Raw genomic sequence first — 22,321 nt, 5'->3', positions numbered from 1 at the left:
CCGCGACGGCACCCCTGCGCCTGTTCGCTCATTTGAGCCCGAGCCGTTTAGCCAGCCGATTCAGATTCGCCCGGTCCAGCCCCAGCTCGCGCGCGACCGCCGCCCAGTTCTGCCTGTTGCGGATCAGCGCTTCGAGAACGAGATTACGTTCGAACTCGGTGACCGCGCTGCGAAAGTCTTTCGTCTCGCTTTCCTCGCTCTGCGTGGCGATTTGATTGGCTTCATGATCTCGTGCGTCCGACAACGCGAAGTCCGCGGCCGTCAACGTCAGAATACGACGGCGCTCACGATTGGCCGCCAACGCTTTCAGCGCACTACGTCCGATCAGATGCTCCAGTTCGCGCACATTGCCGGGCCATGAGTAGTGCAGCAATGCGGCCTGTGCGTCAGCCGCAAGACGCAGGCTCAGCAAACCGAGCCGGGAGCGATTGTCTTCGAGGAAGAAGCCCGCCAGCAGTAGCACGTCGCGGCCACGCTCGCGCAACGGCGGCACGCGCAGCGGATACACGCTGAGGCGATGATAGAGGTCGGCGCGAAAGCGGCCCGCGCGCACTTCTTCTGCGAGGTCGCGATTGGTTGCGGCGATGAGCCGCACGTCGACTCTGTGTTCGTGGTCCGAGCCGATGCGCTGCAACTGGCCGTTCTGCAGCACGCGCAACAGCTTTGCCTGCACCGCGAGGGGCAACTCACCGACTTCGTCGAGGAAAATGGTGCCGCCGTCCGCGAGTTCGAACTTGCCGCGTCGATCCGCCGAGGCTCCCGAAAACGCGCCGCGCACGTGCCCGAACAGTTCGCTCTCGACGAGCGTATCGGGCAACGCCGCGCAGTTCAGGCTGATCAGCGGCTTGTTCGCGCGCGGCGACAGCGCGTGGATCGCATTGGCGACAAGTTCCTTGCCGACGCCGGTCTCGCCGGTGACGAGCACGGTCAGATCGCTGGCGGCCACCACCTCGATCTCCTTGATCATGCGGCGATGCGCATCGCTGCTGCCGATCAGCTCGCGCCGGCTCTCGCTGCTCGCCAGCCGATACGCTTCCGCGCGGCGCTGCGCCTCCTCGCCATTGCGCGCCAACGCGTCGATGCGTTCGACGACGCTCACGGTCGCGGCCGCGAGGCCGAGAAACGCCTGCAGCGAGGCCATGTCGAGTGTGTCGAAGCGCGCCGGGTCGAGTGCGTCGAGCGTGAGCAAGCCCCAAGGCTCGCCGCGGATGAACAGCGGGCACCCCAGACAGTCGTGCACTTCGAGCTGCCCGGGCGCCATGCCTTGCACGAGGCCATCGTAGGGATCGGGCAGATCGGAGTCGGCGGCGAAGCGCGTCGGCCCCGGCTGGGCCAGCAGCTCCTGAAAGCGCGGATGCTCGGCGACGCGAAAACGCCGCCCGAGCGTATCGCTGCTCAAGCCGTCGATGGCGAGCGGCACCAGCGTATCGCCTTCGAGGCGTAGCAGAGCGGCCGCGTCGCCCGGAAATAGCGAGCGCAGCGCGCTAAGCAGCCGCCGATAACGCTCGCGCTCGGACAGCTCTCGCGACAGGTCGAGAATCAGCGGGGTAAGAACATCGAGGACCGCCCCTGTAGTCAGATCGACTGCGGATTGAGTCTTTTCGACTAGGGTCGAATGAACCATCTTAATTGCCAGATCGTTGATCTAAATGCATTTTATACCTGGCACGAATCGTGGGTAGCAGAGGCAGTCTGCCGAAACCGGCTGTGACATTCGCTGATAGACAGACGCTCACCCAGACTCTCACCAGGACTTAAAAACATGCTATCCGCCGAACACCGCGCCATCATCAAAGCAACCGTGCCGCTCCTGGAAAGCGGCGGCGAGGCGCTCACCACGCACTTCTACAATCTGATGCTCAGCGAGCATCCGGAAGTGCGCCCGATGTTCAATCAAGCCAATCAGGCAAGCGGCGCGCAACCGCGCGCGTTGGCCAACGGCGTGCTGATGTATGCGCGCCATATCGATCAGCTCGAGCAGTTGGGCGCGCTCGTCGCGCAGATCATCAACAAGCACGTGTCGCTGAACGTGCAGCCTGAGCACTATCCGATCGTCGGCAAGTGTCTGCTGCGCGCGATTCGCGAAGTACTCGGCGCGGACGTCGCAACCGACGCCGTGATCGAAGCGTGGGCCGCCGCGTATCAACAACTCGCCGATCTGCTGATCGGCCTCGAAGAGAAGATCTACGCCGAAAGCGCAGCAGCGCCCGGCGGCTGGCGCAGCACGCGGTGGTTCCGCGTCGCGCGCAAAGTGCGTGAAAGCGACGAGATCACGTCGTTCTATCTGCGTCCCGATGACGGCGGCGAATTGCTCGCGTTTCAGCCGGGTCAGTACATTGGCGTGCGTCTGGTGATCGACGGCGAAGAAGTGCGTCGCAACTATTCGCTGTCCGCAATGAGCGATGGCCGCGAATATCGCATCAGCGTGAAGCGTGAACCGAATGGCACCGTGTCGAAGTATCTGCACGAGCAGATCAAGGAAAACGACTCGCTCGATCTGTTCGCGCCGTCCGGCGAATTTACGCTGCAACCTGGCGACAAGCCGTTGGTGCTGATCAGCGGCGGTGTTGGCATTACGCCGACGATGGCGATGCTGGAGGCCGCGCTGAAGACCAATCGTACGGTGCATTTCATTCACGCGGCCCGTCATGGTGGCGTGCATGCATTCCGCGGCGCAATCGATGCATTGGCCGCACGCCATCCGCAACTGAAGCGCTTCTATTGCTACGAGGAGCGCCGTGATGGCGATGCCGAAGCGCACGCGCTCGGTTACGTCGACGAAGCGAATCTGAAGAAGTGGTTGCCGGAAACGCGCGATGTCGAGGTGTATTTCCTCGGGCCCGTCGCGTTCATGAAGGCGATCAAGAAAGGGCTGAAGGCGATCGGCGTGCCGGAATCGCAGAGCCGTTATGAGTTCTTTGGGCCGGCTGCCGCGCTCGAATAACGCACTCGAGTAATCGACGAGTACTTGCCCTCTTTGAACCGCTGCGAAGCGTATTCGAAGACGGGCATGTTCGGGCTTCGATCACGCCGGCGGGTTTGGCCTCGTAAAAAGCGGGCCAAATCTGCCGCGCCTTCTAGCGCTCCCTCCTGCGGCGAAACGCCCACCAGCCCGTCAGCCCGGTAAAGCCGGCGACCAGCACCACCATCAGCCAGAAGCCATGCTTGTTCTCGGCGAGCGGAATGCCGCCGACGTTCATGCCGAAGAAACCGGCGACGATATTGATCGGCATCACCAGCACCGTGACTAGCGTCAGCGTAAATAGCGTCCGGTTGTTCTGCTCCTCGAGGCGCGAGGTGATTTCTTCCTGCAACAATCTGACCCGCTCGATCAATCCCGCTACGTCCGAAATCACGACCGAGAACTCCTCCGTCGATTCACGCAGATCTTGCACGTCTTCCGCATGAAGCCAGCGAGGCGGCCTCGCCAGCAAGCGGAAAATCGCGCCCGGTTCGGGTGCCAGCATGCGTTGCAGGCGTGTCAGCGTGCGACGCATCGCGCCGAGGTCCAGGCGGTTTTGCGTCGGCCGTTGCGACAGAAAGCGATCCTCGATTCGATCGACGTCGGCACTGGTTCGGCGGACGATCTGCACGAGCAGGTCGGCCTGGTCGCGCATCAGATGAACTAGCAGTTCGGCAGGTGACCTGAATATTTCACCTTCGCGCACCGACGCGCGCAAACGGTCGACCGAGCGCAGCGGCTTCAGCCGCGCCGTCACGATGAGCCGCTTATGTGCGTAGATCCACAGCGTCGCGATTTCTGACGGGATGAATTCGAGGTTGAACATGACGTCGTTGACGACCGCGCGCAGTGCGCCGTCCGCATGCTCGATCCGCGTCGAATGCGAGCCTTCGCGCAAGGCGTCGAAAAAGGTTTCGGGCAGATCGAGTTGCGTGCGCATCCAGCGCTCGCTCGCGCTATGCGCGAGATTGAAGTGAAGCCATAGAAACTCGCCAGCGTCCGTCGCGCTAATGCCGGCATCGTCCTCGCGCTCGCGGTACCAGTCGTTGACTTCGTCCGCGTCGATCGGCCGCCCGGCGAGCGTCGGCGAAAACCGGAAACCGCAGACCATACCCGACGAATCCGCGCCGTAGGTTTGCATTGCCAGATCTGATTTCATAGGTCGTTCGATGCCAGCGCTTCCGAAAGGAATACGTGAGCATAGCGCGAACAATTGAAAGAGAGTTGACGCGCGCACTTTCCGGCGTCGTATTGTCGAATTGTGGCGGCTGGATTGTCTCCGAAACGTCATCTCTGCCGATGACGGCCGCGTAAACGCAGAAACCCCACCGCGGCGGGTGGGGTTTCTGACTGGGGGGGAGCCTGACGATTACCTACTTTCACACGGGCAATCCGCACTATCATCGGCGTGGAGTCGTTTCACGGTCCTGTTCGGGATGGGAAGGGGTGGGGCCGACTCGCTATGGTCATCAGGCATGACGGGTTGCTGCGTCGCAGGGCTGGAGTCAACCGGTTGCGCCACAGCCAATCGGGAAGAAGCGTAAAGGATTCGGGTGTGGGGGGGTTGTGTTGTTTCTGGCACAACACTGAATCCCAACCGTGCGTTTCTGTGAGCTCCCGCGGGAGTTCACACCAATCCCCTTCGGGGATCGGACCCACGTAAGTGCTGAAGCACTACCGCGGGTCGAGACACACCTGTTATAGGATCAAGCCTTACGGGCAATTAGTATCAGTTAGCTCAGTACATTACTGTACGTGCACACCTGACCTATCAACGTCCTGGTCTTGAACGACCCTTCAAGGGGCTCGAAGCCCCGGGGATATCTCATCTTAAGGCGAGTTTCCCGCTTAGATGCTTTCAGCGGTTATCTCTTCCGAACATAGCTACCCGGCGATGCCACTGGCGTGACAACCGGTACACCAGAGGTTCGTCCACTCCGGTCCTCTCGTACTAGGAGCAGCCCCCTTCAAATATCCAGCGCCCACGGCAGATAGGGACCAAACTGTCTCACGACGTTTTAAACCCAGCTCACGTACCTCTTTAAATGGCGAACAGCCATACCCTTGGGACCGGCTACAGCCCCAGGATGAGATGAGCCGACATCGAGGTGCCAAACACCGCCGTCGATATGAACTCTTGGGCGGTATCAGCCTGTTATCCCCAGAGTACCTTTTATCCGTTGAGCGATGGCCCTTCCATACAGAACCACCGGATCACTATGACCTGCTTTCGCACCTGTTCGACTTGTCAGTCTCACAGTCAAGCACGCTTATGCCATTGCACTATCAGCACGATTTCCGACCGTACCTAGCGTACCTTCGTACTCCTCCGTTACACTTTGGGAGGAGACCGCCCCAGTCAAACTGCCTACCATGCACTGTTCCCGACCCGGATCACGGGCCAAGGTTAGAACCTCAAACAGATCAGGGTGGTATTTCAAGGACGGCTCCATTGAGACTGGCGTCCCAACTTCATAGCCTCCCACCTATCCTACACAGACCGGTTCAAAGTCCAATGCAAAGCTGCAGTAAAGGTTCATGGGGTCTTTCCGTCTAGCCGCGGGGAGATTGCATCATCACAAACACTTCAACTTCGCTGAGTCTCGGGAGGAGACAGTGTGGCCATCGTTACGCCATTCGTGCAGGTCGGAACTTACCCGACAAGGAATTTCGCTACCTTAGGACCGTTATAGTTACGGCCGCCGTTTACCGGGACTTCAATCAGGAGCTTGCACCCCATCATTTAATCTTCCGGCACCGGGCAGGCGTCACACCCTATACGTCCACTTTCGTGTTTGCAGAGTGCTGTGTTTTTATTAAACAGTCGCAGCCACCAGTTTATTGCAACCCTTTCACCCTTCTGGCGCAGGCCAGTCAGGCTATGAGGGCGTACCTTATCCCGAAGTTACGGTACCAATTTGCCGAGTTCCTTCTCCCGAGTTCTCTCAAGCGCCTTAGAATACTCATCTCGCCCACCTGTGTCGGTTTGCGGTACGGTCACTGTGAAACTGAAGCTTAGAGGCTTTTCCTGGAACCCCTTCCAGTTGCTTCGCCACCGAAGTGGCTCGCCTCGCACCCTTGAATTCTGCGCCCGGATTTGCCAAAGCGCCTTCTCCAATGCAAGGACCGGGACTTCCAACACCCGGACAACCTTCCGCGATCCGTCCCCCCATCGCATTTCACAATGGTGCAGAAATATTAATCTGCTTCCCATCAGCTACGCATTTCTGCCTCGCCTTAGGGGCCGACTCACCCTACGCCGATGAACGTTGCGTAGGAAACCTTGGGCTTACGGCGAGGGGGCCTTTCACCCCCTTTATCGCTACTCATGTCAGCATTCGCACTTCCGATACCTCCAGCACACTTTCCAGTGCACCTTCGCAGGCTTACGGAACGCTCTCCTACCATGCACATTACTGTGCATCCGCAGCTTCGGTATATGGCTTAGCCCCGTTACATCTTCCGCGCAGGACGACTCGATCAGTGAGCTATTACGCTTTCTTTAAAGGGTGGCTGCTTCTAAGCCAACCTCCTGACTGTTTTAGCCTTCCCACTTCGTTTCCCACTTAGCCATATTTGGGGACCTTAGCTGGCGGTCTGGGTTGTTTCCCTCTTGACACCGGACGTTAGCACCCGATGTCTGTCTCCCGTGATTGCACTCTTCGGTATTCGGAGTTTGCTATGGCGTAGTAATCCGCAATGGACCCCACAACCATGACAGTGCTCTACCCCCGAAGGTGAGACACGAGGCACTACCTAAATAGTTTTCGGAGAGAACCAGCTATTTCCAGGTTTGTTTAGCCTTTCACCCCTATCCACAGCTCATCCCCTAACTTTTCAACGTTAGTGGGTTCGGTCCTCCAGCACGTGTTACCGTGCCTTCAACCTGGCCATGGATAGATCACCTGGTTTCGGGTCTACACCCAGCGACTGGACGCCCTGTTCGGACTCGCTTTCGCTACGCCTGCCCTAATCGGTTAAGCTCGCCACTGAATGTAAGTCGCTGACCCATTATACAAAAGGTACGCCGTCACCCCTTCGCAGAGGCTCCGACTGTTTGTATGCATGCGGTTTCAGGATCTGTTTCACTCCCCTCCCGGGGTTCTTTTCGCCTTTCCCTCACGGTACTGGTTCACTATCGGTCGATCACGAGTATTTAGCCTTGGAGGATGGTCCCCCCATCTTCAGACAGGATTTCACGTGTCCCGCCCTACTTCTCGTACACCCAGTTCTTCCATGCTGTTTTCGTCTACAGGGCTATCACCTGCTATGGCCGCACTTTCCAGAGCGTTCGACTAACAATACAGATAACGTGTACCGGCTGATCCCATTTCGCTCGCCACTACTCTGGGAATCTCGGTTGATTTCTTTTCCTGCGGTTACTTAGATGTTTCAGTTCACCGCGTTCGCCTCACGCAGCCTATGGATTCAGCTACGGATACTCCATTAGGAGTGGGTTTCCCCATTCGGACATCTCCGGATCAATGCTCGTTTGCCAGCTCCCCGGAGCTTTTCGCAGGCTACCGCGTCCTTCATCGCCTGTGATCGCCAAGGCATCCACCACATGCACTTGTTCGCTTGACCCTATAACGGGTGTGTCTCTGTGTCGACCCACGTTAGCGCTTTAGCGCTTAACGTGGGTCCCATCCCCGGAGGGGATAGACGCACTCGCTACAGGTTGAGTATTCGTGTTGCGCCGTATTCCAAAGCGATCTCTCGATCACCTTTAAAATACATCGATACAATCACAACCCTGATTCACCTACTCACACACCCATCTCCAGGTATGCTTTCGTGAATCTCTTTACTACTTCTTCCTGATTGTTAAAGAACGGCAGCCGGTATGAAGCCTGTGCCTCATACCGCTCTGACTGGCTCAATCGCCAATGCGCAACGCTCTGCCTTCATGCAGAACCCTGCGCATTGAGGATTGGTGGAGGATGACGGGATCGAACCGACGACCCCCTGCTTGCAAAGCAGGTGCTCTCCCAGCTGAGCTAATCCCCCAGTCCCACAGATAGTCCAGCGGCCCCAGCCCTTCAGCTCACCAGACAAGACACTGGTGGGTCTGGATGGATTCGAACCATCGACCCCCGCCTTATCAAGACGGTGCTCTAACCGGCTGAGCTACAGACCCTGAGCCTGCCTGCGTTGCTTCTAACCACAGCCGATAAGCGTGAGCACTTGAGTGCAATGAATGCACAGCTCTGGAAAGGAGGTGATCCAGCCGCACCTTCCGATACGGCTACCTTGTTACGACTTCACCCCAGTCATGAATCCTACCGTGGTGACCGTCCTCCTTGCGGTTAGACTAGCCACTTCTGGTAAAACCCACTCCCATGGTGTGACGGGCGGTGTGTACAAGACCCGGGAACGTATTCACCGCGGCATGCTGATCCGCGATTACTAGCGATTCCAGCTTCACGCACCCGAGTTGCAGAGTGCGATCCGGACTACGATCGGTTTTCTGGGATTGGCTCCACCTCGCGGCTTGGCAACCCTCTGTTCCGACCATTGTATGACGTGTGAAGCCCTACCCATAAGGGCCATGAGGACTTGACGTCATCCCCACCTTCCTCCGGTTTGTCACCGGCAGTCTCCCTGGAGTGCTCTTGCGTAGCAACTAGGGACAAGGGTTGCGCTCGTTGCGGGACTTAACCCAACATCTCACGACACGAGCTGACGACAGCCATGCAGCACCTGTGTTATGGCTCCCTTTCGGGCACTCCCGCCTCTCGGCAGGATTCCATACATGTCAAGGGTAGGTAAGGTTTTTCGCGTTGCATCGAATTAATCCACATCATCCACCGCTTGTGCGGGTCCCCGTCAATTCCTTTGAGTTTTAATCTTGCGACCGTACTCCCCAGGCGGTCAACTTCACGCGTTAGCTACGTTACCAAGCCAATGAAGGCCCGACAACCAGTTGACATCGTTTAGGGCGTGGACTACCAGGGTATCTAATCCTGTTTGCTCCCCACGCTTTCGTGCATGAGCGTCAGTATTGGCCCAGGGGGCTGCCTTCGCCATCGGTGTTCCTCCACATCTCTACGCATTTCACTGCTACACGTGGAATTCCACCCCCCTCTGCCATACTCCAGCGCTGCAGTCACCAATGCAGTTCCCAGGTTAAGCCCGGGGATTTCACATCGGTCTTACAGCACCGCCTGCGCACGCTTTACGCCCAGTAATTCCGATTAACGCTCGCACCCTACGTATTACCGCGGCTGCTGGCACGTAGTTAGCCGGTGCTTATTCTTCCGGTACCGTCATCCCTCACGGATATTAGCCACGAGGTTTTCTTTCCGGACAAAAGTGCTTTACAACCCGAAGGCCTTCTTCACACACGCGGCATTGCTGGATCAGGCTTGCGCCCATTGTCCAAAATTCCCCACTGCTGCCTCCCGTAGGAGTCTGGGCCGTGTCTCAGTCCCAGTGTGGCTGGTCGTCCTCTCAGACCAGCTACAGATCGTCGGCTTGGTAGGCCTTTACCCCACCAACTACCTAATCTGCCATCGGCCGCCCCTTGAGCGCGAGGTCCCGAAAGATCCCCCGCTTTCCTCTCCCGAGCGTATGCGGTATTAATCCGGCTTTCGCCGGGCTATCCCCCACTCCAGGACACGTTCCGATGTATTACTCACCCGTTCGCCACTCGCCACCAGACCGAAGTCCGTGCTGCCGTTCGACTTGCATGTGTAAGGCATGCCGCCAGCGTTCAATCTGAGCCAGGATCAAACTCTTCAGTTCAAACCTGTTACTGTGTTCGGGCTCTCTCGAACCCGGTCGCTCACTCAACGTACTGACGATGATTGATCCGTCTTTCGACAGACAAACCTTCCTCCAATACTGTGTGAGGCTTCTGATACTTCTGCCTGACAGCAGATTCCGGAGAATCCGCCGCCGCATTCCGCATCAAGCGCCCACACTTATCGACTGTTAGTTTTTAAAGATCGGTCCGCCAAACCCGCCGCGCCTGAACCACCACTACCCGGCACTGCTTCGTTTGCGTCGCTGCGTCTGCAGCAGAGAAACGAGATTATGGAGAGCGGTCGACAACACGTCAATACCCTTCTCACAATTTATTTTAAAAAGTTGAAGAGCTTAAAAATTGAGCAGCGCCGCGTGCAACCTGAATTAGTTAGGCTTCCAATTGAATTCTCCGGAGCGCCGCGGCGAAAGGGAGAGATGAGTGGAGTTGCGAAAAGCCGTTAAGCAGCTTTTCCACAGAAAATGTTCGCAAGGCTGTGGATAACCACTCCACAACCGCGCCAAGTGCTTGATCCAAAACCATTCTCGCGCGTTGCGCGCGAGAATGGCCGCTTGCGCGGCCGCGTGTCACCGTCACAATCAGGCGGACTTCATCGTCACCCGCGCATTCGTACGCATAAAAGCGCTGCGCTCGACCATCGCGCCAAACAGCAGCCCGATCGTCGTCCACATGACCACCTGCATGCCGATCGCCGCGACGCGGAACTTCCACAGCAGCACAGCCGGGAACGCGGCCGGCACTTCATTGATGACCGGCATCGACAGTTGCACGGCCGCGATGACCACGACGAACAAGAGCCCCGCGACGATCGAACCGTTCCACGCACCCAGCTTCGCCGCCGCGCGACGCCGCACCTTCAGCGAAAACACCATCGTCGCGAGCGAAATCGCGATCATCAGAAAGAACAGGCCCGTGCGCGTGCCGATCGTCTCCGGATCACCGACCGACGGCGGATTGGCCGGATACTTGATATTCGGCACGATCACGAGTGTGATGAACGCGCCAAGCGCGAGCCACGCGGACAGCGCGCGCACGCTCAACGTACCCGCGCGTCCATACGCATACGCAAACACCAGCGAGAACAGGCCGCCAAATGCCGCGCCATACGTGACCACGCCAGTCAGCAGGCCGAGGCCAGCCTGCGTCTGACGGCTCACGATTTCGGGCTCGGGCGCCTCGCCGCGCGCGGCGGCCGCTTTTTCTTCGAATGAAATGGCCTGATCGACCTGTGGTTCGCCGACGATTCGCGCGAACGCGAACGTGAGCAAGCCCGCGACGATGCCCGCGAGCATCCCGCGCACCAACAATTTACCTACCATGTCGAACTCCGTTAGTGGCAGGGAAAGCCAAGCAGATGGCGGCCGTCGTGCACGAACTCATGCACGTACATGCCGGGCACGAGCGACGTCGCGCCCTGTTCCGCACCAACGAAGTAAAGCGCGAGCAACAGCAGCAAGCCGCCGAACACGACCCATGGCAGCAGTTCGCGCAAAGGAATGGGAGTGGGCTGGGCCGCCGGTTGCGCGGCGCGATCGAGAACAGCTTCGGTCATGATGGACATCTCCTGGGGTGACGCGCCCCGAAAGTCGATTGCAGAGGAATGGTGCGAAGCTCGGGTCTGGCTTTCGGCTCTTGTGGATTGCAATGCCGATTACAGTGGCGCGACCGCGCCGGGCTCTCACCGGCTTCCGTGCTTCGCAGTGTCGGTATTCTACCCGCTAAACTGCGGCTTCCGTGACGGCGAGGGCTACCTCGCAACGCGCGCCGCGAGCCGATGAAACCACGCAGGCAAGTACGAATGAGGCGCCGAGGCAAAGAATGGATACGCGACTATTACTGGTGAGCCACGCGGCAACGGCCGCGCAGCGCGCGGGCCGCTTCCCTGCCGATGATCCGCTCGACGCGCGCGGTCGCGTCGAAGCCGAAGCGGCGCGACCGCGTCTCGCGCTTCCCGCCGACGGCGCGGTGTTCACCAGCCCCGCCGCCAGCGCGCGCGAAACGGCCGCCGCGCTCGGTCTGAGCGCCACGCCTGCCGACGCATTGGCGGATATCGACTATGGCGAATGGCGCGGCCAGCGCCTCGCGGACATTGCCGACGCAACGCCCCGCGAACTCGCCGTCTGGACACGCGAGCCCGACGCCGCGCCGCCCGGCGGCGAATCGTTCGGTCAACTCGTGCAGCGGGTTGGAGAGTGGCTCGACGCGCAGCAGGCAGACGTGCGTTCATGCAATGCCGTCAACGAAGCAAGCTTCGCGGCCTCTGCGCAAGGTCGAACCATCATCGCAATCACCCACGCGACTCTGCTGCGAGCGGCAATCGTGCACGCCCTCGGCGCATCGCCAACCGTGTTCTGTCGCATCGAGATCGCGCCGCTGTCGGTCGTCGAATTACGCCACTCGCGACGCGGCTGGTCGTGGTGGCCGGCCGCCAGCGCCTGAACGGCACCGCCGCTTACCTGCCCGACACCACGAGCCGCAACCGGTTGGACCCCTCGGGCGTCAGGGTGATTTCGGTGCGTCGATCCTTCGCGCCGAGATAAAAGTGCTGACGTCCCGGCGAATTCTGATCGTGCGTTGCATCGGGCAGGCACGACGCGACGTCGGCCGCGACCGCTTCCAATGCATCCGCGTTCGAGCCCGCCGCCTGATGCGGCGTCCACGTGCACTGGAAACTTCGATGCGCGGCCGAACATTGCGCGTCATCGCCATAAGGTTGCGCTACGCCTTTGCCGTCGTCGGGTGTCAGCGAGGCGAAGCCGTCCGGCGCCGCGGCCACGATCCGTTTGAGCGCACCGCAAGGTCTGGGGCTATCGTCGGCGGATGCACTGACCGGCATCAGCGCAACGAGCGATGCCGCGGTAAGCGCGATAGCGGAAAGTCGATAGCTTTTCATGGTGTGCGTGAAGCTTCCAAAGTGCTGCTGAAGAAAAACTCGCAGCGAGCCACCTTTAACAGCACGCTTCATGCCCATGCGCGTGAGGCCCGAGCACGCAGGCAATGCACAACGGCACACAAATTGCGTAGCGCCATACCGGCCGCGACATCGCGCCCGTTTCGATCAAAGCCACTGCCGACGTCATTTCAACCATCATGTCGACCACTACCGCCGCCCCTACCCCCGCCCGCATATCGTCGGGCATCGAAGGCATCGACGACATTCTCGGCGGTGGTCTTACGCCGAATCGCATGTACCTCGTGGAGGGCGTGCCAGGCACGGGTAAGACCACCCTCGCGTTGCAATTCTTACTCAAGGGCCTGCACGAAGGGCAGACCGGCCTTTATATCGCGCTGTCCGAAACCCGTGCTGAACTGCTCGCGATCGGCGCGAGCCATGGCTGGGATCTGAGCCGTTTCACGATACTGGAGCAACTGCCCGAAGTTGGGCTCGAACCGCAATACGAACAGACCGTGCTGCACCCGGCCGAAGTCGAACTCGGCGAAAGCGTGCGCAACGTGATCGAGCACGTCGACGAACTGAAGCCGGCGCGCGTCGTCCTGGACAGCCTGTCCGCCCATTGAATCGCGGCGCACCGCACACCCAACGATTCTGTAAGCCCAGCTCCTGGCCACCGATTTAATGCCGCTGTCGCATTCGCGCCGCAGACTCCTCCGGTTCGGCCACGATTTCCAATTCAATAGTTTGCTAACGAATATTTTGGAAATACAATACCGGCCATGTCGAATCTCGATGCCCTGCGCCGCACCGTCAGCAGCACGCTGGTCGTCGCCGCCAGAAAGTGGCGGCGCACGAGTCATGGTGTGCTCGCGGCCTTCAACGTATCCGAAGCGTGCGCGACGCCGCTGCTGACCGCGAGCCGGCTCGGCTCGGCGGTGCGTCAGGTCACGCTCGCCGATCACATCGGCATCGAGGGGCCGTCCCTCGTGCGGCTGCTCGACCAGTTGTGCGCGGCCGGCCTGATGCGCCGCGACGAAGATCCCGAAGACCGCCGCGCGAAGACCGTCGTACTGACCGACGAAGGCCGCGCCGTCACCGCGAAGATGGAAGAGGAGCTGGTCACGTTGCGCGCGCAGGCGCTCAAAGGCGTATCGCGCGACGATCTCGAAGCCGCCCTGCGCGTGCTCGGCGCATTCACGGCCGATGCCGCCGGACGCGCCGAACCGGGAAGCGTCGAGCGCGACACGCGTCACGAACGCGCTCAGCCGGTGCGCCCGGAATCGGTCAGGCACGAGGCGACGAAGCGCACCTCGTCGGCGAAGCGCGAGCCCGCCAAAGGCGAGGCGCTTGCCAGCAAGGTCAAACGGACGAGCGGCAAAAGCGCTGCCAAAACGGCCGGCAAATCGCGCGGCACCGCCAAGGCGCGCAAGTCCACCAAGAGCCGCGCGCGAGCCACCGTGCCGCACAACGCCGATTCCGCGTAACGGTTTATGGTCTATCCCACTCTCCGCGACTGGCTGTTTTCCGTCAAAACGTTCGCCGCGGCCATGCTCGCGCTTTACATCGGCCTCGCGTTCGAACTGCCGCGGCCGTACTGGGCGATGGCGACCGTCTACATCGTGTCGAACCCGTTCGTCGGCGCGACCCGCTCGAAGGCGATCTATCGTGCGCTGGGCACTGCGCTCGGCGCGTCGGGCGCGGTGCTGCTGGTGCCGCCGTTCGTCGAATCGCCGTACCTGTTCAGCGTGATCGTCGCGGCGTGGACCGGCACGATGCTCTACCTCGCGGTGTCCGACCGCACCGCGCGCAGCTACGTGTTCATGCTGGCGGCCTACACGATGCCGATCATCGCGCTGCCGTCGGTGACGAATCCGACCGGCGTCTTCGATCTCGCCGTGAGCCGGACCGAGGAGATCATTCTCGGCATCGTGTGCGCGAGCATCGTCGGCAGCGCGGTGTTTCCGAGCCGGCTCGCGCCGACGATCATCGAGCGCACCGACGCATGGTTTCGCGACGCCGCGTTCTACGCGACCGAAACGCTGTCGGGCCGTATCGCAAGCTCGGCGATTTCCGGTGCTCGGCAACGCCTCGCGAGCACGATCAACGGTCTCGAACTGCTGCTGAGCCAGCTCGCCTACGATCACACGCGGCCCGACGTCCTCGCGCGCGCGCATGAACTACGTGGCCGCATGCAACTGCTGCTGCCGATCATGTCGTCGCTCGCCGATCCGCTGCTCGCGCTCTACAACAACGGCCCGCAACACTGGCCCGAAGGACTTCAGACGCTGATCGACGACGTCATCAAGTGGTTCAACCAACCGCTGCCCGCGCCGAGCGAGGGTTATCACGCGGACGAGACCGCCAACGCGCTGCGCGCGCGCATCGCCGCGATGCACCCGCCCGCCGCCGCGCTCACGCATTGGGACGGCGCGCTGCTGTCGAATGCACTATGGCGCCTCGCGCAAGTGATCGACGTGTGGCAAGACTGCCGCTCGCTGCGCATCATCATCACGCGCGAGGAAGGTTCGTGGCGGCCGCATTTCCGTCACTGGCGACTCGGCGGCACCGAGCGCTTCTACGATCGCGGCATGATGCTGTTCGCGACCGTGTCGGCGGCCGCGGCTGTGGTGCTCGCGTGCGCGCTGTGGATCGGCTCGGGCTGGAACGACGGCGCGAGCGCGGTCACGCTCGCGGCGGTCGCCTGCTGCTTCTTCGCCGCGCTCGACGAGCCCGCGCCGTTCGTGTTCCGCTTCTTCCTCGCGACTGGCGTCGCCGTGGTGGCCGCGGGCCTCTATCTGTTCGTCGTGCTGCCGCAGGTGCACGACTTCCCGATGCTGGTGATCCTGTTCGCCGCGCCGTTCATTCTGGTCGGCACGCTGATTCCGCGCCCGCAGTTCAACATGGTGACGGTGCTAGTCGCGGTGAACACGGCCACCTTCATCAGCATTCAGGACGCGTACGACGCGAACTTCCTGACGTTCCTGAACGCCAACCTCGCGGGCCTCTCCGGCCTGCTCTATGCATACCTGTGGACCCGTGCAACGCGCCCATTCGGCGCCGAGCTGGCCGCGGCGCGCCTGTTGCGCTCGAGCTGGGCCGACGTCGCGCTGAGCGCGTCGACGCGGCCAATCGAAGACCCGCGCAATCTCGCCGCGCGCATGCTCGACCGGCTGATGCAATTGATCCCGCGCCTCGCGGCCACCGACGACTTCCGCCATCCGTCGATCGAGAGCTTCCGCGATCTGCGCATCGGGTTCAATGCGCTGGACCTGCGCCGCCTCACACGCAAGCTCGGCGGCGAAGCGGCCGGCGCGATCGACCATGTTCTCGATGGAGTGCGTACATACTACGAGAGCTGCATCGATCGACGCCACCGCGAGCCGGTGCCGGACAGCCTGATGTCGTTGATCGACGTGGCCGTCGCGCGCGTCACCGCGCAGGGGCTCGCCAATGCCGCGGCGCCGACCGAGACCTCGCAGACCTCGGCGCGTCAGTTGCGCGATGCGCTGCACGCGCTGGTCGGCTTGCGTCTTTCGCTGTTTCCGGCGACCCTCACGAAACCAACGCCGACCGAACCGGAGGCCGCCGCGTGATGCACCCATTCTTGCGCCCCTGCTTGCGCCCGCTTGCGCACCCCGCCCTCCCTTTTTCCAGTTCCCGCGATGATCGGTGAAATCGATATCTTCGGCGTGTTCGTACCGTCCGTGCTGGTGCTGATGTTGATCGCGTATCTGATCAACCTCGGCATTCGCACCGCGCTCGATTACACCGGCTTTTACCGCTTCGTCTGGCATCGCTCCATCTTCGATCTCGGCGTCTATGTGCTGGTGCTGGGCCTTGTCGTCGTCGTTTCGCACAGACTAATAACGTGAAAAAAACCTGGTTCTCCGTCGGTCAGATCCTGCTGACCCTGATCGTCGTAGTGGTCGCAGCATTGGTGCTGTGGAAACTCGTCAACTACTACATGTTCGCGCCGTGGACCCGCGACGGGCGCGTACGCGCCGACGTGATCCAGGTCGCGCCCGACGTGTCGGGACTGATTTCGTCGGTCGAGGTCATGGACAACCAGCAGGTCAAGCAGGGCCAGGTGCTGTTCAGGATCGATCAGGCGCGCTACACGCTCGCATTGCGTCAGGCCGAGGCAACGGCGCAGCAGCGCCGCGCGACGCTCGATCAGGCCCGCCGCGAATACGCGCGCAATCGTCAGCTCGGCAACCTCGTCGCCGCCGAAGTACTCGAAGAAAGCCGCTCGCGCGTCGAGGCGGGCGAAGCCGCGCTCGCCGACGCGAACGTCGCGATCGACACCGCGAAGCTGAACCTCGAGCGCTCGACGATCAAAAGCCCGGTAGACGGCTATCTGAACGACCGCGCGCCGCGCGCCGGCGAATTCGTCGCGGCCGGCCGCGCGGTGGTCGCGGTGGTCGACATGCATTCGTTCCGCGTCGACGGCTACTTCGAGGAAACCAAGCTGCGCGGCATCGACATCGGCCAGCCGGTCGACATCATCGTGATGGGCGAGCCGAAGCCGCTGCGCGGGCACGTGCAGAGCATCGTCGCCGGTATCGAAGACCGCGACCGCACGCAAAGCGCCAATCTGCTGCCGAACGTGAACCCGGCGTTCAGCTGGGTGCGGCTCGCGCAGCGCATTCCGGTGCGGGTCGCGCTCGATGAAGTGCCCGCTGATTTCCGCCTGATCGCGGGGCGTACCGCGACAGTGTCGGTGCGTGACCTGTCGCCGCTCAGGAGACGAGCCGTGTCGGGCACGGGTGGCGCATCTGGCACGGTCGCCGCTTCGGCTGCGCCGGTGGCGCCGGGTTCGTCGGTGGCGTCCGGGTCCGCTGGGTCGGGCACCGCACCGTCGGGCGCGTCGCAATGAAGTTCGTGCGTACCTTGTCCTCGCTGGCGCCGCGCTTGCCGCTGCTGCCGCTGCTGCCGTTATTGCCGTTATTGCCGCTCACCGTCGCGCTGAACGGCTGCATCAACGTCGGGCCGAACTACACGCTGCCGAAACAGGCGCTCGTCAATGCCCCGCTCGCGAACGGAGCGATCGAGGGCGCCGATCCCATGCTGACGTCAACCCTCAATCTGCCGACCGTCTGGTGGAAGCTGTACGACGATCCGGTGCTGAACGGTCTGGTCGACCAGGCGTTGAAATCGAATACCGACCTGCGCGTCGCGACCGCGAATCTCGCGCGCGCTCGCGAGGCGCTGGGCATAGCGCAAGCGCAGGGCGGTTTTTCGGGCAACGCGTCGGTGGCGATCCAGCGCGCGCAGGAATCGGCCGAGCAATACCTGCTCTTCGAGAAACTGCCGGTCGCCAACCTGGGTGACATGGGCATCAACGTCTCGTACGAAATCGACCTGTTCGGCAAGCTGCGCCGCGGCGTCGAAGCGGCGGCCGCGGACACCGAGGCCGTGGAAGCCGCGGGCGACCTCGCGCGCATCACTGTCGTCGCGGACGTGGTGCGCTCGTACGTCGAACAATGCTCGGCGGCCGAGGAGCTGCGCATCGCGCAGCAATCGCTCGCGCTACAGAAGGAGCGCGTGGACGTGTCGCGCCGTCTGCGCGACGCGGGACGCGGAAACCAGACCGCGGTCACGAGCGGCCAGACTCAGGTCGAGACTCTGACGGCCGACATTCCGCGCTACACCGCGCGCCGCAAGATCGCACAATACCGGCTCGCGATGCTGCTCGCCCAGGCGCCGTCGCAATTGCCGCCGGCCGTGCTCGCCTGCGACCGGCTGCCGCAAATCCACCAGCCGATTCCGATCGGCGACGGCGCCGGGCTGCTGCGGCGACGCCCGGACGTGCACGAAGCCGAGCGTCAGCTCGCGGCGTCGACGGCGCGCATCGGCGTCGCGACCGGGGCGCTTTATCCGAGCATCAGCATTGGCGCGTCGGCGGGCTTCACCGGCATTCTGGAAGACATTCCCACCTCGCCGACGGCGCGTTGGGCCTTCGGTCCGCTGATCAGCTGGACCTTCCCGGCCAATGGCGCGCGCCAACGGGTCCACGAAGCCGAGGCGTCGAGCCAGGTCGCGCTCGCGAAGTTCGACGGCGTGGTGCTGACCGCGCTGCGCGAAACCGAGACCAACCTCGCGACCTACGCGTCCGATTACGCGCGCGCCGAATCGCTGCGCGCAGCGCTGAAGTCGGCGGCGCAATCGGCGGATGAAACGCATCGGCTGTATCGCGCCGGGCGCGAGTCGTTCATCTCCGATCTCGACGCGACGCGCACGCTGACGGCCGCGAAATCGCAGCTCGCGGCGGCGGAGGGCCAGGTGGCGATCGATCAGGTCAATCTGTTCCTGTCGCTGGGCGGCGGGTGGGAAGTTGGCGGGCAAAGCACGCCGGGTGAAACGCGGCCGCAGCTGAAGGCAACACCTGTCGCGGCCAAGCCGTCCGCGAAGTCGGGAGCGTCGGCGGCCGCAACTGCGAAAGCGCCTTGATCGGCCGTCTTACGATTTATTTTTGACAATCTTTCTTTTTGCTTTCACTTTCGGTTAAATACGTGACACCACTTCACGCTACGAGGTCTCGTATGTCGCCATTCATGCAGGGTGCAGTCACGTTGGGCGGATGCATTGGTATCTTCACCGCGGTGGTCGCGGTGGTCGAAATGTTGGCGAATTGAGTTGGGCGGGCGGTGGACCGAAAGAGTGGCTAGCTGTTCCGCACTTTCGCCGCCGCCTGATGTATCGCCGCCCGCACCCGCGGGTACGTGCCGCAACGGCACACCACCGGCGTCATCGCCTCGTCGATGTCGGCATCGGTCGGATCGGACTTGTGCTTCAGCAACGCGCAAGCCGCCATCAATTGCGCGCTCTGGCAATAACCGCACTGCACCACATCGAGTTCGATCCACGCGGCCTTCAGCGCCTGCGCCTCGCGTCCCTGCAAACCCTCGATCGTCGTGATCTTCTGCGTATGCAGGCTCGACATCAACGTCTGGCACGCGAAGCACGCGGCATCGTCGAGATTGATCGTGCACGCGCCGCAGATGCCCACGCCGCAGCCGAACTTGGTGCCGGTCATGCCGAGATCGCAGCGCAGCACCCATAGCAGCGGCATGTCCGGATCGGCATCGACCTTCACCTTGCGTCCGTTGATATTCAGTACCGCCATGCTTGCCTCCTGAGTCGCCGCGCTACACCGCAAGCTTTTGCTCATCCACCGTCCGTCATGCAAGGCGCAACGGCAGCGTCCGCAAACGCTGCCCCGTCAATGCGAACACCGCATTGCCCACCGCCGGCGCGATCGGCGGCACGCCCGGCTCGCCGACACCTTGCGGGTGCAGCTGGCTCGGCATGATGTCGACTTCGATCGCAGGGCACCCGTTCATCCGCACGACCGGAAAGTCCACGAAGTTCTTCTGCTGCACCTGGCCGTTGACGATCGTGATCTCGTTCTGCAACGCGCTCGACAACCCGAACACGATGCCGCCTTCCATCTGCTGACGGATCAGGTTCGGATTCACCGGCAAGCCGCAATCGATCACGCACACCACCCGATGCACGCGAATCTGCCGGTTCGCGCCGATCGACACCTCCGCGACCTGCGCGACCACGCTGCCGAACGCCTCGTGCAACGCGACGCCATGAGCGCAACGCGCGCCATCGGCGGCGGGTTTTAGCGGACGCCCCCAGTCGGACAACTTCTCGACACGCTTCAGGACCGCCAGATGACGCGGATGCTGCACGAGCAGCATCGCGCGAAACGCGATCGGGTCCTGGCCTGCCGCGGCGGCGGCTTCGTCGGTGAAGCTCTCGGTGAAGAAGGCCTGATGCGAGTGGCCGACCGAGCGCCAGAAGCCGATCGGCACCGGCAATTCGACTATCTCGTGCGACACGCGCGCGGCCGGCCACTCGTAGGGCTGATCGAACGCGCCTTCGCAGGTGGTCTTGTCGATCGGGATGTGCGGCACGCCGTAGTAACGCGCGAGCGCATCCGGCACGATCGCCTGACCCGCCGACTTCGCGTGCCAGGCGACCAGCGTGCCGTGCTCGTCGAAGCCGGCCTGAAGCCATGCCGCGCATGCGGGCCGGTAGAAGTCGTGCGTGAAGTCCTGCGCGCGCGACCAGATGGTTTGCACCGGACGGCCCTCGGCCTCGCGCGCGATCGCCGCGGCCTGTGCGACGAAATCGAGTTCGAGGCGCCGGCCGAACGCGCCGCCCAACAACTGCGTCTGTACATCGACGAGATCGACGTCGAGGCCGAGCACTTTCGCCGCATGATGCCGCGCGAGCCGCGGCATCTGCGTCGACACCCAGACGGTCGCTGCGCCGTCCGCGACCTGCACCGTGCAGTTCAGCGGCTCGACCGCGCCATGCGCGAGATACGGTGCGTGATAGACCGCTTCGATCGTGCGCGCCGCGCGACTCATCGCGTTGTCGACGTTGCCGACGTGGTAATACACGTGGCCGTCCGTATGGTCGAGCGCCTCGACGAGGCGGCAGTCCACCGCCGCGCTCGACACCTTCGCGGCCGCGCCGTCATGCCAGGCCACGTTGATCGCCTCGACCGCGCTCATCGCGCGAAACGCGTTGTCCGCGATCACGGCCACGCCGCCGGTGCCGCCCGCGTACGGCGGCACGGCGAACGCCTTGATGAAGCCCCGTATCTTTTGCGCGGGCGTCGCGTCGAAATGCGCGACCGTGCCGCCGAGCGTCGGACACATCACGACGCTTGCATAGATCAAACCGTCGGGCAACACGTCGATGCCGAAGCGCGCCGCACCGTCGATTTTCGACGCGGCTTCGATGCGCCGCACGGGCTGGCCGATCAGCCTGAAGTCGGCCGGCTGCTTCAGGACGACGCTGCGCGGCAGCGGCTGGCGCGCGGCCAAAGACGATAATTCGCCGAACGTCGCCTTGTGCCCCCACGGGTGCAGCACGTAGCCCTTTTCCGCGCGGCATTCGCGGACCGGCACGTCCCAGCGCTCGGCCGCCGCCTCGATCAGCATCACACGCGCCGACGCGCCGGCCTCGCGCATCGGCGTCCAGAGATCGTTCATGCTCGAGGAGCCGCCCGTCATCATCGTGCCGATCTCACGCACTGCCTTGCTCGTGATCCACACGGTGCCGCGGCGGATGTAGCTGTCGTCGTCGGGGCGAAACGGCAGATCGTCGACGATGCTCTGCACCGCGTTGTAGATCCGGTCGATCGGCGCCTCTTCGACTTTCACCTGCGGCCAGTCGGCGTCGAGCTCCTCGGCGAGCAGCATCGCAAGCCCCGTATGGATGCCCTGTCCCATTTCGGCCTTCGGCACCATGATCGTCACGCGGTTGTCGGCGTCGATCTTGACCCAGCCGTTTAGCCCAACCTGAGTGCCTTGCGTCGGCAGCGGCGTCGACGTCATCAGGCGCTGGCGCGGCGGCACCACGGCCCAGCCGACCAGCAGCCCGCCCAACGCACTGGCGCCGCCAAGCAGAAAGGTTCTGCGCGTCAACATGGCATGGCTCGCCCGGCTGGCTCGATGGTAGGAAAGCGGCGACAGCGCCGATGCACCCGTCTTTGTCTGCGAATAGTAATAAGACGAATCGGCGAGCGTGAGACTTAAATGCGCGCGTGGACCTCGAGCGGCCGTGCGGCGTGGGAAGGCGGGGACTGAAAGCGGCGGGGGAAAGTCGTGGGGTGTTTCATTAACTGCGTCCGCGCAGAGGCGGCGGTGTGCCGGCGTACGTCACCGCCGGCACA

General features: G+C 62.3%; 14 protein-coding genes, 2 tRNA genes, 3 rRNA genes and 1 pseudogene. 8 read left to right on the top strand and 12 right to left on the bottom strand.

What is annotated here, in order from left to right; translation table 11 throughout:
- Positions 1-28: 28 nt before the first annotated feature.
- The gene (gene norR / locus OKW40_RS32205) at positions 29-1,624 is read right to left on the bottom strand and encodes a nitric oxide reductase transcriptional regulator NorR (RefSeq protein WP_429493288.1); all 1,596 of its coding nucleotides are present in this window, start codon (positions 1,622-1,624) and stop codon (positions 29-31) included.
- Positions 1,625-1,762: 138 nt separating this feature from the next.
- On the opposite strand from norR, the gene hmpA reads away from it, so the two are divergent.
- The gene (gene hmpA, locus OKW40_RS32200; RefSeq protein WP_429493287.1) at positions 1,763-2,944 is read left to right on the top strand and encodes an NO-inducible flavohemoprotein; all 1,182 of its coding nucleotides are present in this window, start codon (positions 1,763-1,765) and stop codon (positions 2,942-2,944) included.
- Between the two features lie 133 nt (positions 2,945-3,077).
- Here the strand turns inward: hmpA and OKW40_RS32195 are convergent, their stop codons facing one another.
- The 8 genes from OKW40_RS32195 to OKW40_RS32160 all read right to left on the bottom strand — a co-directional run bounded on the left by OKW40_RS32195 (position 3,078) and on the right by OKW40_RS32160 (position 11,280).
- Positions 3,078-4,121 (bottom strand): transporter, encoded by a 1,044-nt coding sequence (locus tag OKW40_RS32195; RefSeq protein WP_429493286.1) that lies wholly within the window; start codon positions 4,119-4,121, stop codon positions 3,078-3,080.
- Between the two features lie 201 nt (positions 4,122-4,322).
- A 5S ribosomal RNA gene (rrf, locus tag OKW40_RS32190) occupies positions 4,323-4,436 on the bottom strand.
- A gap of 228 nt (positions 4,437-4,664) precedes the next feature.
- A 23S ribosomal RNA gene (locus OKW40_RS32185) occupies positions 4,665-7,546 on the bottom strand.
- Positions 7,547-7,893: 347 nt separating this feature from the next.
- Positions 7,894-7,969, bottom strand: a tRNA-Ala gene (locus OKW40_RS32180).
- A 53-nt stretch (positions 7,970-8,022) separates the two neighbouring features.
- Positions 8,023-8,099: transfer RNA gene (locus OKW40_RS32175), tRNA-Ile, on the bottom strand.
- A gap of 74 nt (positions 8,100-8,173) precedes the next feature.
- A 16S ribosomal RNA gene (locus tag OKW40_RS32170) occupies positions 8,174-9,706 on the bottom strand.
- Together the 16S, 23S and 5S rRNA genes with 2 tRNA genes alongside form the textbook arrangement of a ribosomal RNA operon.
- Positions 9,707-10,306: 600 nt before the next feature.
- On the bottom strand, positions 10,307-11,047 hold the full coding sequence (locus OKW40_RS32165) for a CbtA family protein (RefSeq protein WP_184054773.1): 741 nt from the start codon (positions 11,045-11,047) through the stop codon (positions 10,307-10,309).
- Positions 11,048-11,058: 11 nt separating this feature from the next.
- Positions 11,059-11,280 carry a CbtB domain-containing protein gene (locus tag OKW40_RS32160; protein ID WP_184011521.1) on the bottom strand — a complete coding sequence of 74 codons (222 nt, stop codon included), beginning with the start codon at positions 11,278-11,280 and terminating at the stop codon, positions 11,059-11,061.
- Between the two features lie 266 nt (positions 11,281-11,546).
- On the opposite strand from OKW40_RS32160, the gene OKW40_RS32155 reads away from it, so the two are divergent.
- Positions 11,547-12,167: a histidine phosphatase family protein gene (locus OKW40_RS32155; RefSeq protein WP_429493285.1), complete on the top strand. Its 621-nt coding sequence runs from the start codon at positions 11,547-11,549 to the stop codon at positions 12,165-12,167.
- Positions 12,168-12,180: 13 nt separating this feature from the next.
- Here OKW40_RS32155 and OKW40_RS32150 read toward each other — a convergent pair whose 3' ends face one another.
- Positions 12,181-12,621: a hypothetical protein gene (locus OKW40_RS32150; RefSeq protein ID WP_429493284.1), complete on the bottom strand. Its 441-nt coding sequence runs from the start codon at positions 12,619-12,621 to the stop codon at positions 12,181-12,183.
- A 197-nt stretch (positions 12,622-12,818) separates the two neighbouring features.
- Here OKW40_RS32150 and OKW40_RS32145 point away from each other — a divergent pair.
- The 6 genes and pseudogenes from OKW40_RS32145 to OKW40_RS32120 form a co-directional block, all read left to right on the top strand.
- Positions 12,819-13,238 (top strand): annotated as a pseudogene (locus OKW40_RS32145) (ATPase domain-containing protein); the annotation flags it as partial.
- A 165-nt stretch (positions 13,239-13,403) separates the two neighbouring features.
- Entirely contained in the window at positions 13,404-14,108 is a 705-nt protein-coding gene (locus OKW40_RS32140) for a MarR family winged helix-turn-helix transcriptional regulator (RefSeq protein WP_429352617.1), read from the top strand.
- 6 nt (positions 14,109-14,114) lie between these two features.
- Positions 14,115-16,217: an FUSC family protein gene (locus tag OKW40_RS32135; protein ID WP_429493283.1), complete on the top strand. Its 2,103-nt coding sequence runs from the start codon at positions 14,115-14,117 to the stop codon at positions 16,215-16,217.
- A 69-nt stretch (positions 16,218-16,286) separates the two neighbouring features.
- Positions 16,287-16,496 carry a DUF1656 domain-containing protein gene (locus tag OKW40_RS32130; protein WP_090808477.1) on the top strand — a complete coding sequence of 70 codons (210 nt, stop codon included), beginning with the start codon at positions 16,287-16,289 and terminating at the stop codon, positions 16,494-16,496.
- Positions 16,493-17,500: an efflux RND transporter periplasmic adaptor subunit gene (locus tag OKW40_RS32125; RefSeq protein ID WP_187612142.1), complete on the top strand. Its 1,008-nt coding sequence runs from the start codon at positions 16,493-16,495 to the stop codon at positions 17,498-17,500. Before OKW40_RS32130 ends, OKW40_RS32125 begins: the two co-directional genes overlap by 4 nt.
- Positions 17,497-19,074 carry an efflux transporter outer membrane subunit gene (locus OKW40_RS32120; RefSeq protein ID WP_429493282.1) on the top strand — a complete coding sequence of 526 codons (1,578 nt, stop codon included), beginning with the start codon at positions 17,497-17,499 and terminating at the stop codon, positions 19,072-19,074. Before OKW40_RS32125 ends, OKW40_RS32120 begins: the two co-directional genes overlap by 4 nt.
- Positions 19,075-19,288: 214 nt before the next feature.
- Here the strand turns inward: OKW40_RS32120 and OKW40_RS32115 are convergent, their stop codons facing one another.
- Both OKW40_RS32115 and OKW40_RS32110 read right to left on the bottom strand, forming a co-directional pair.
- Positions 19,289-19,750: a (2Fe-2S)-binding protein gene (locus tag OKW40_RS32115; protein WP_429352620.1), complete on the bottom strand. Its 462-nt coding sequence runs from the start codon at positions 19,748-19,750 to the stop codon at positions 19,289-19,291.
- A gap of 55 nt (positions 19,751-19,805) precedes the next feature.
- Positions 19,806-22,076 carry a molybdopterin cofactor-binding domain-containing protein gene (locus OKW40_RS32110; protein ID WP_429493281.1) on the bottom strand — a complete coding sequence of 757 codons (2,271 nt, stop codon included), beginning with the start codon at positions 22,074-22,076 and terminating at the stop codon, positions 19,806-19,808.
- Positions 22,077-22,321 lie beyond the last annotated feature (245 nt).

Origin of the sequence: Paraburkholderia sp. RAU6.4a (genome assembly GCF_050435625.1) — a bacterium.
Taxonomy (GTDB): Bacteria; Pseudomonadota; Gammaproteobacteria; order Burkholderiales; family Burkholderiaceae; genus Paraburkholderia; species Paraburkholderia tuberum.
The sequence above is the reverse complement of the archived record's forward strand: the minus strand, read 5'-3'. Positions and strand labels throughout refer to the sequence as shown.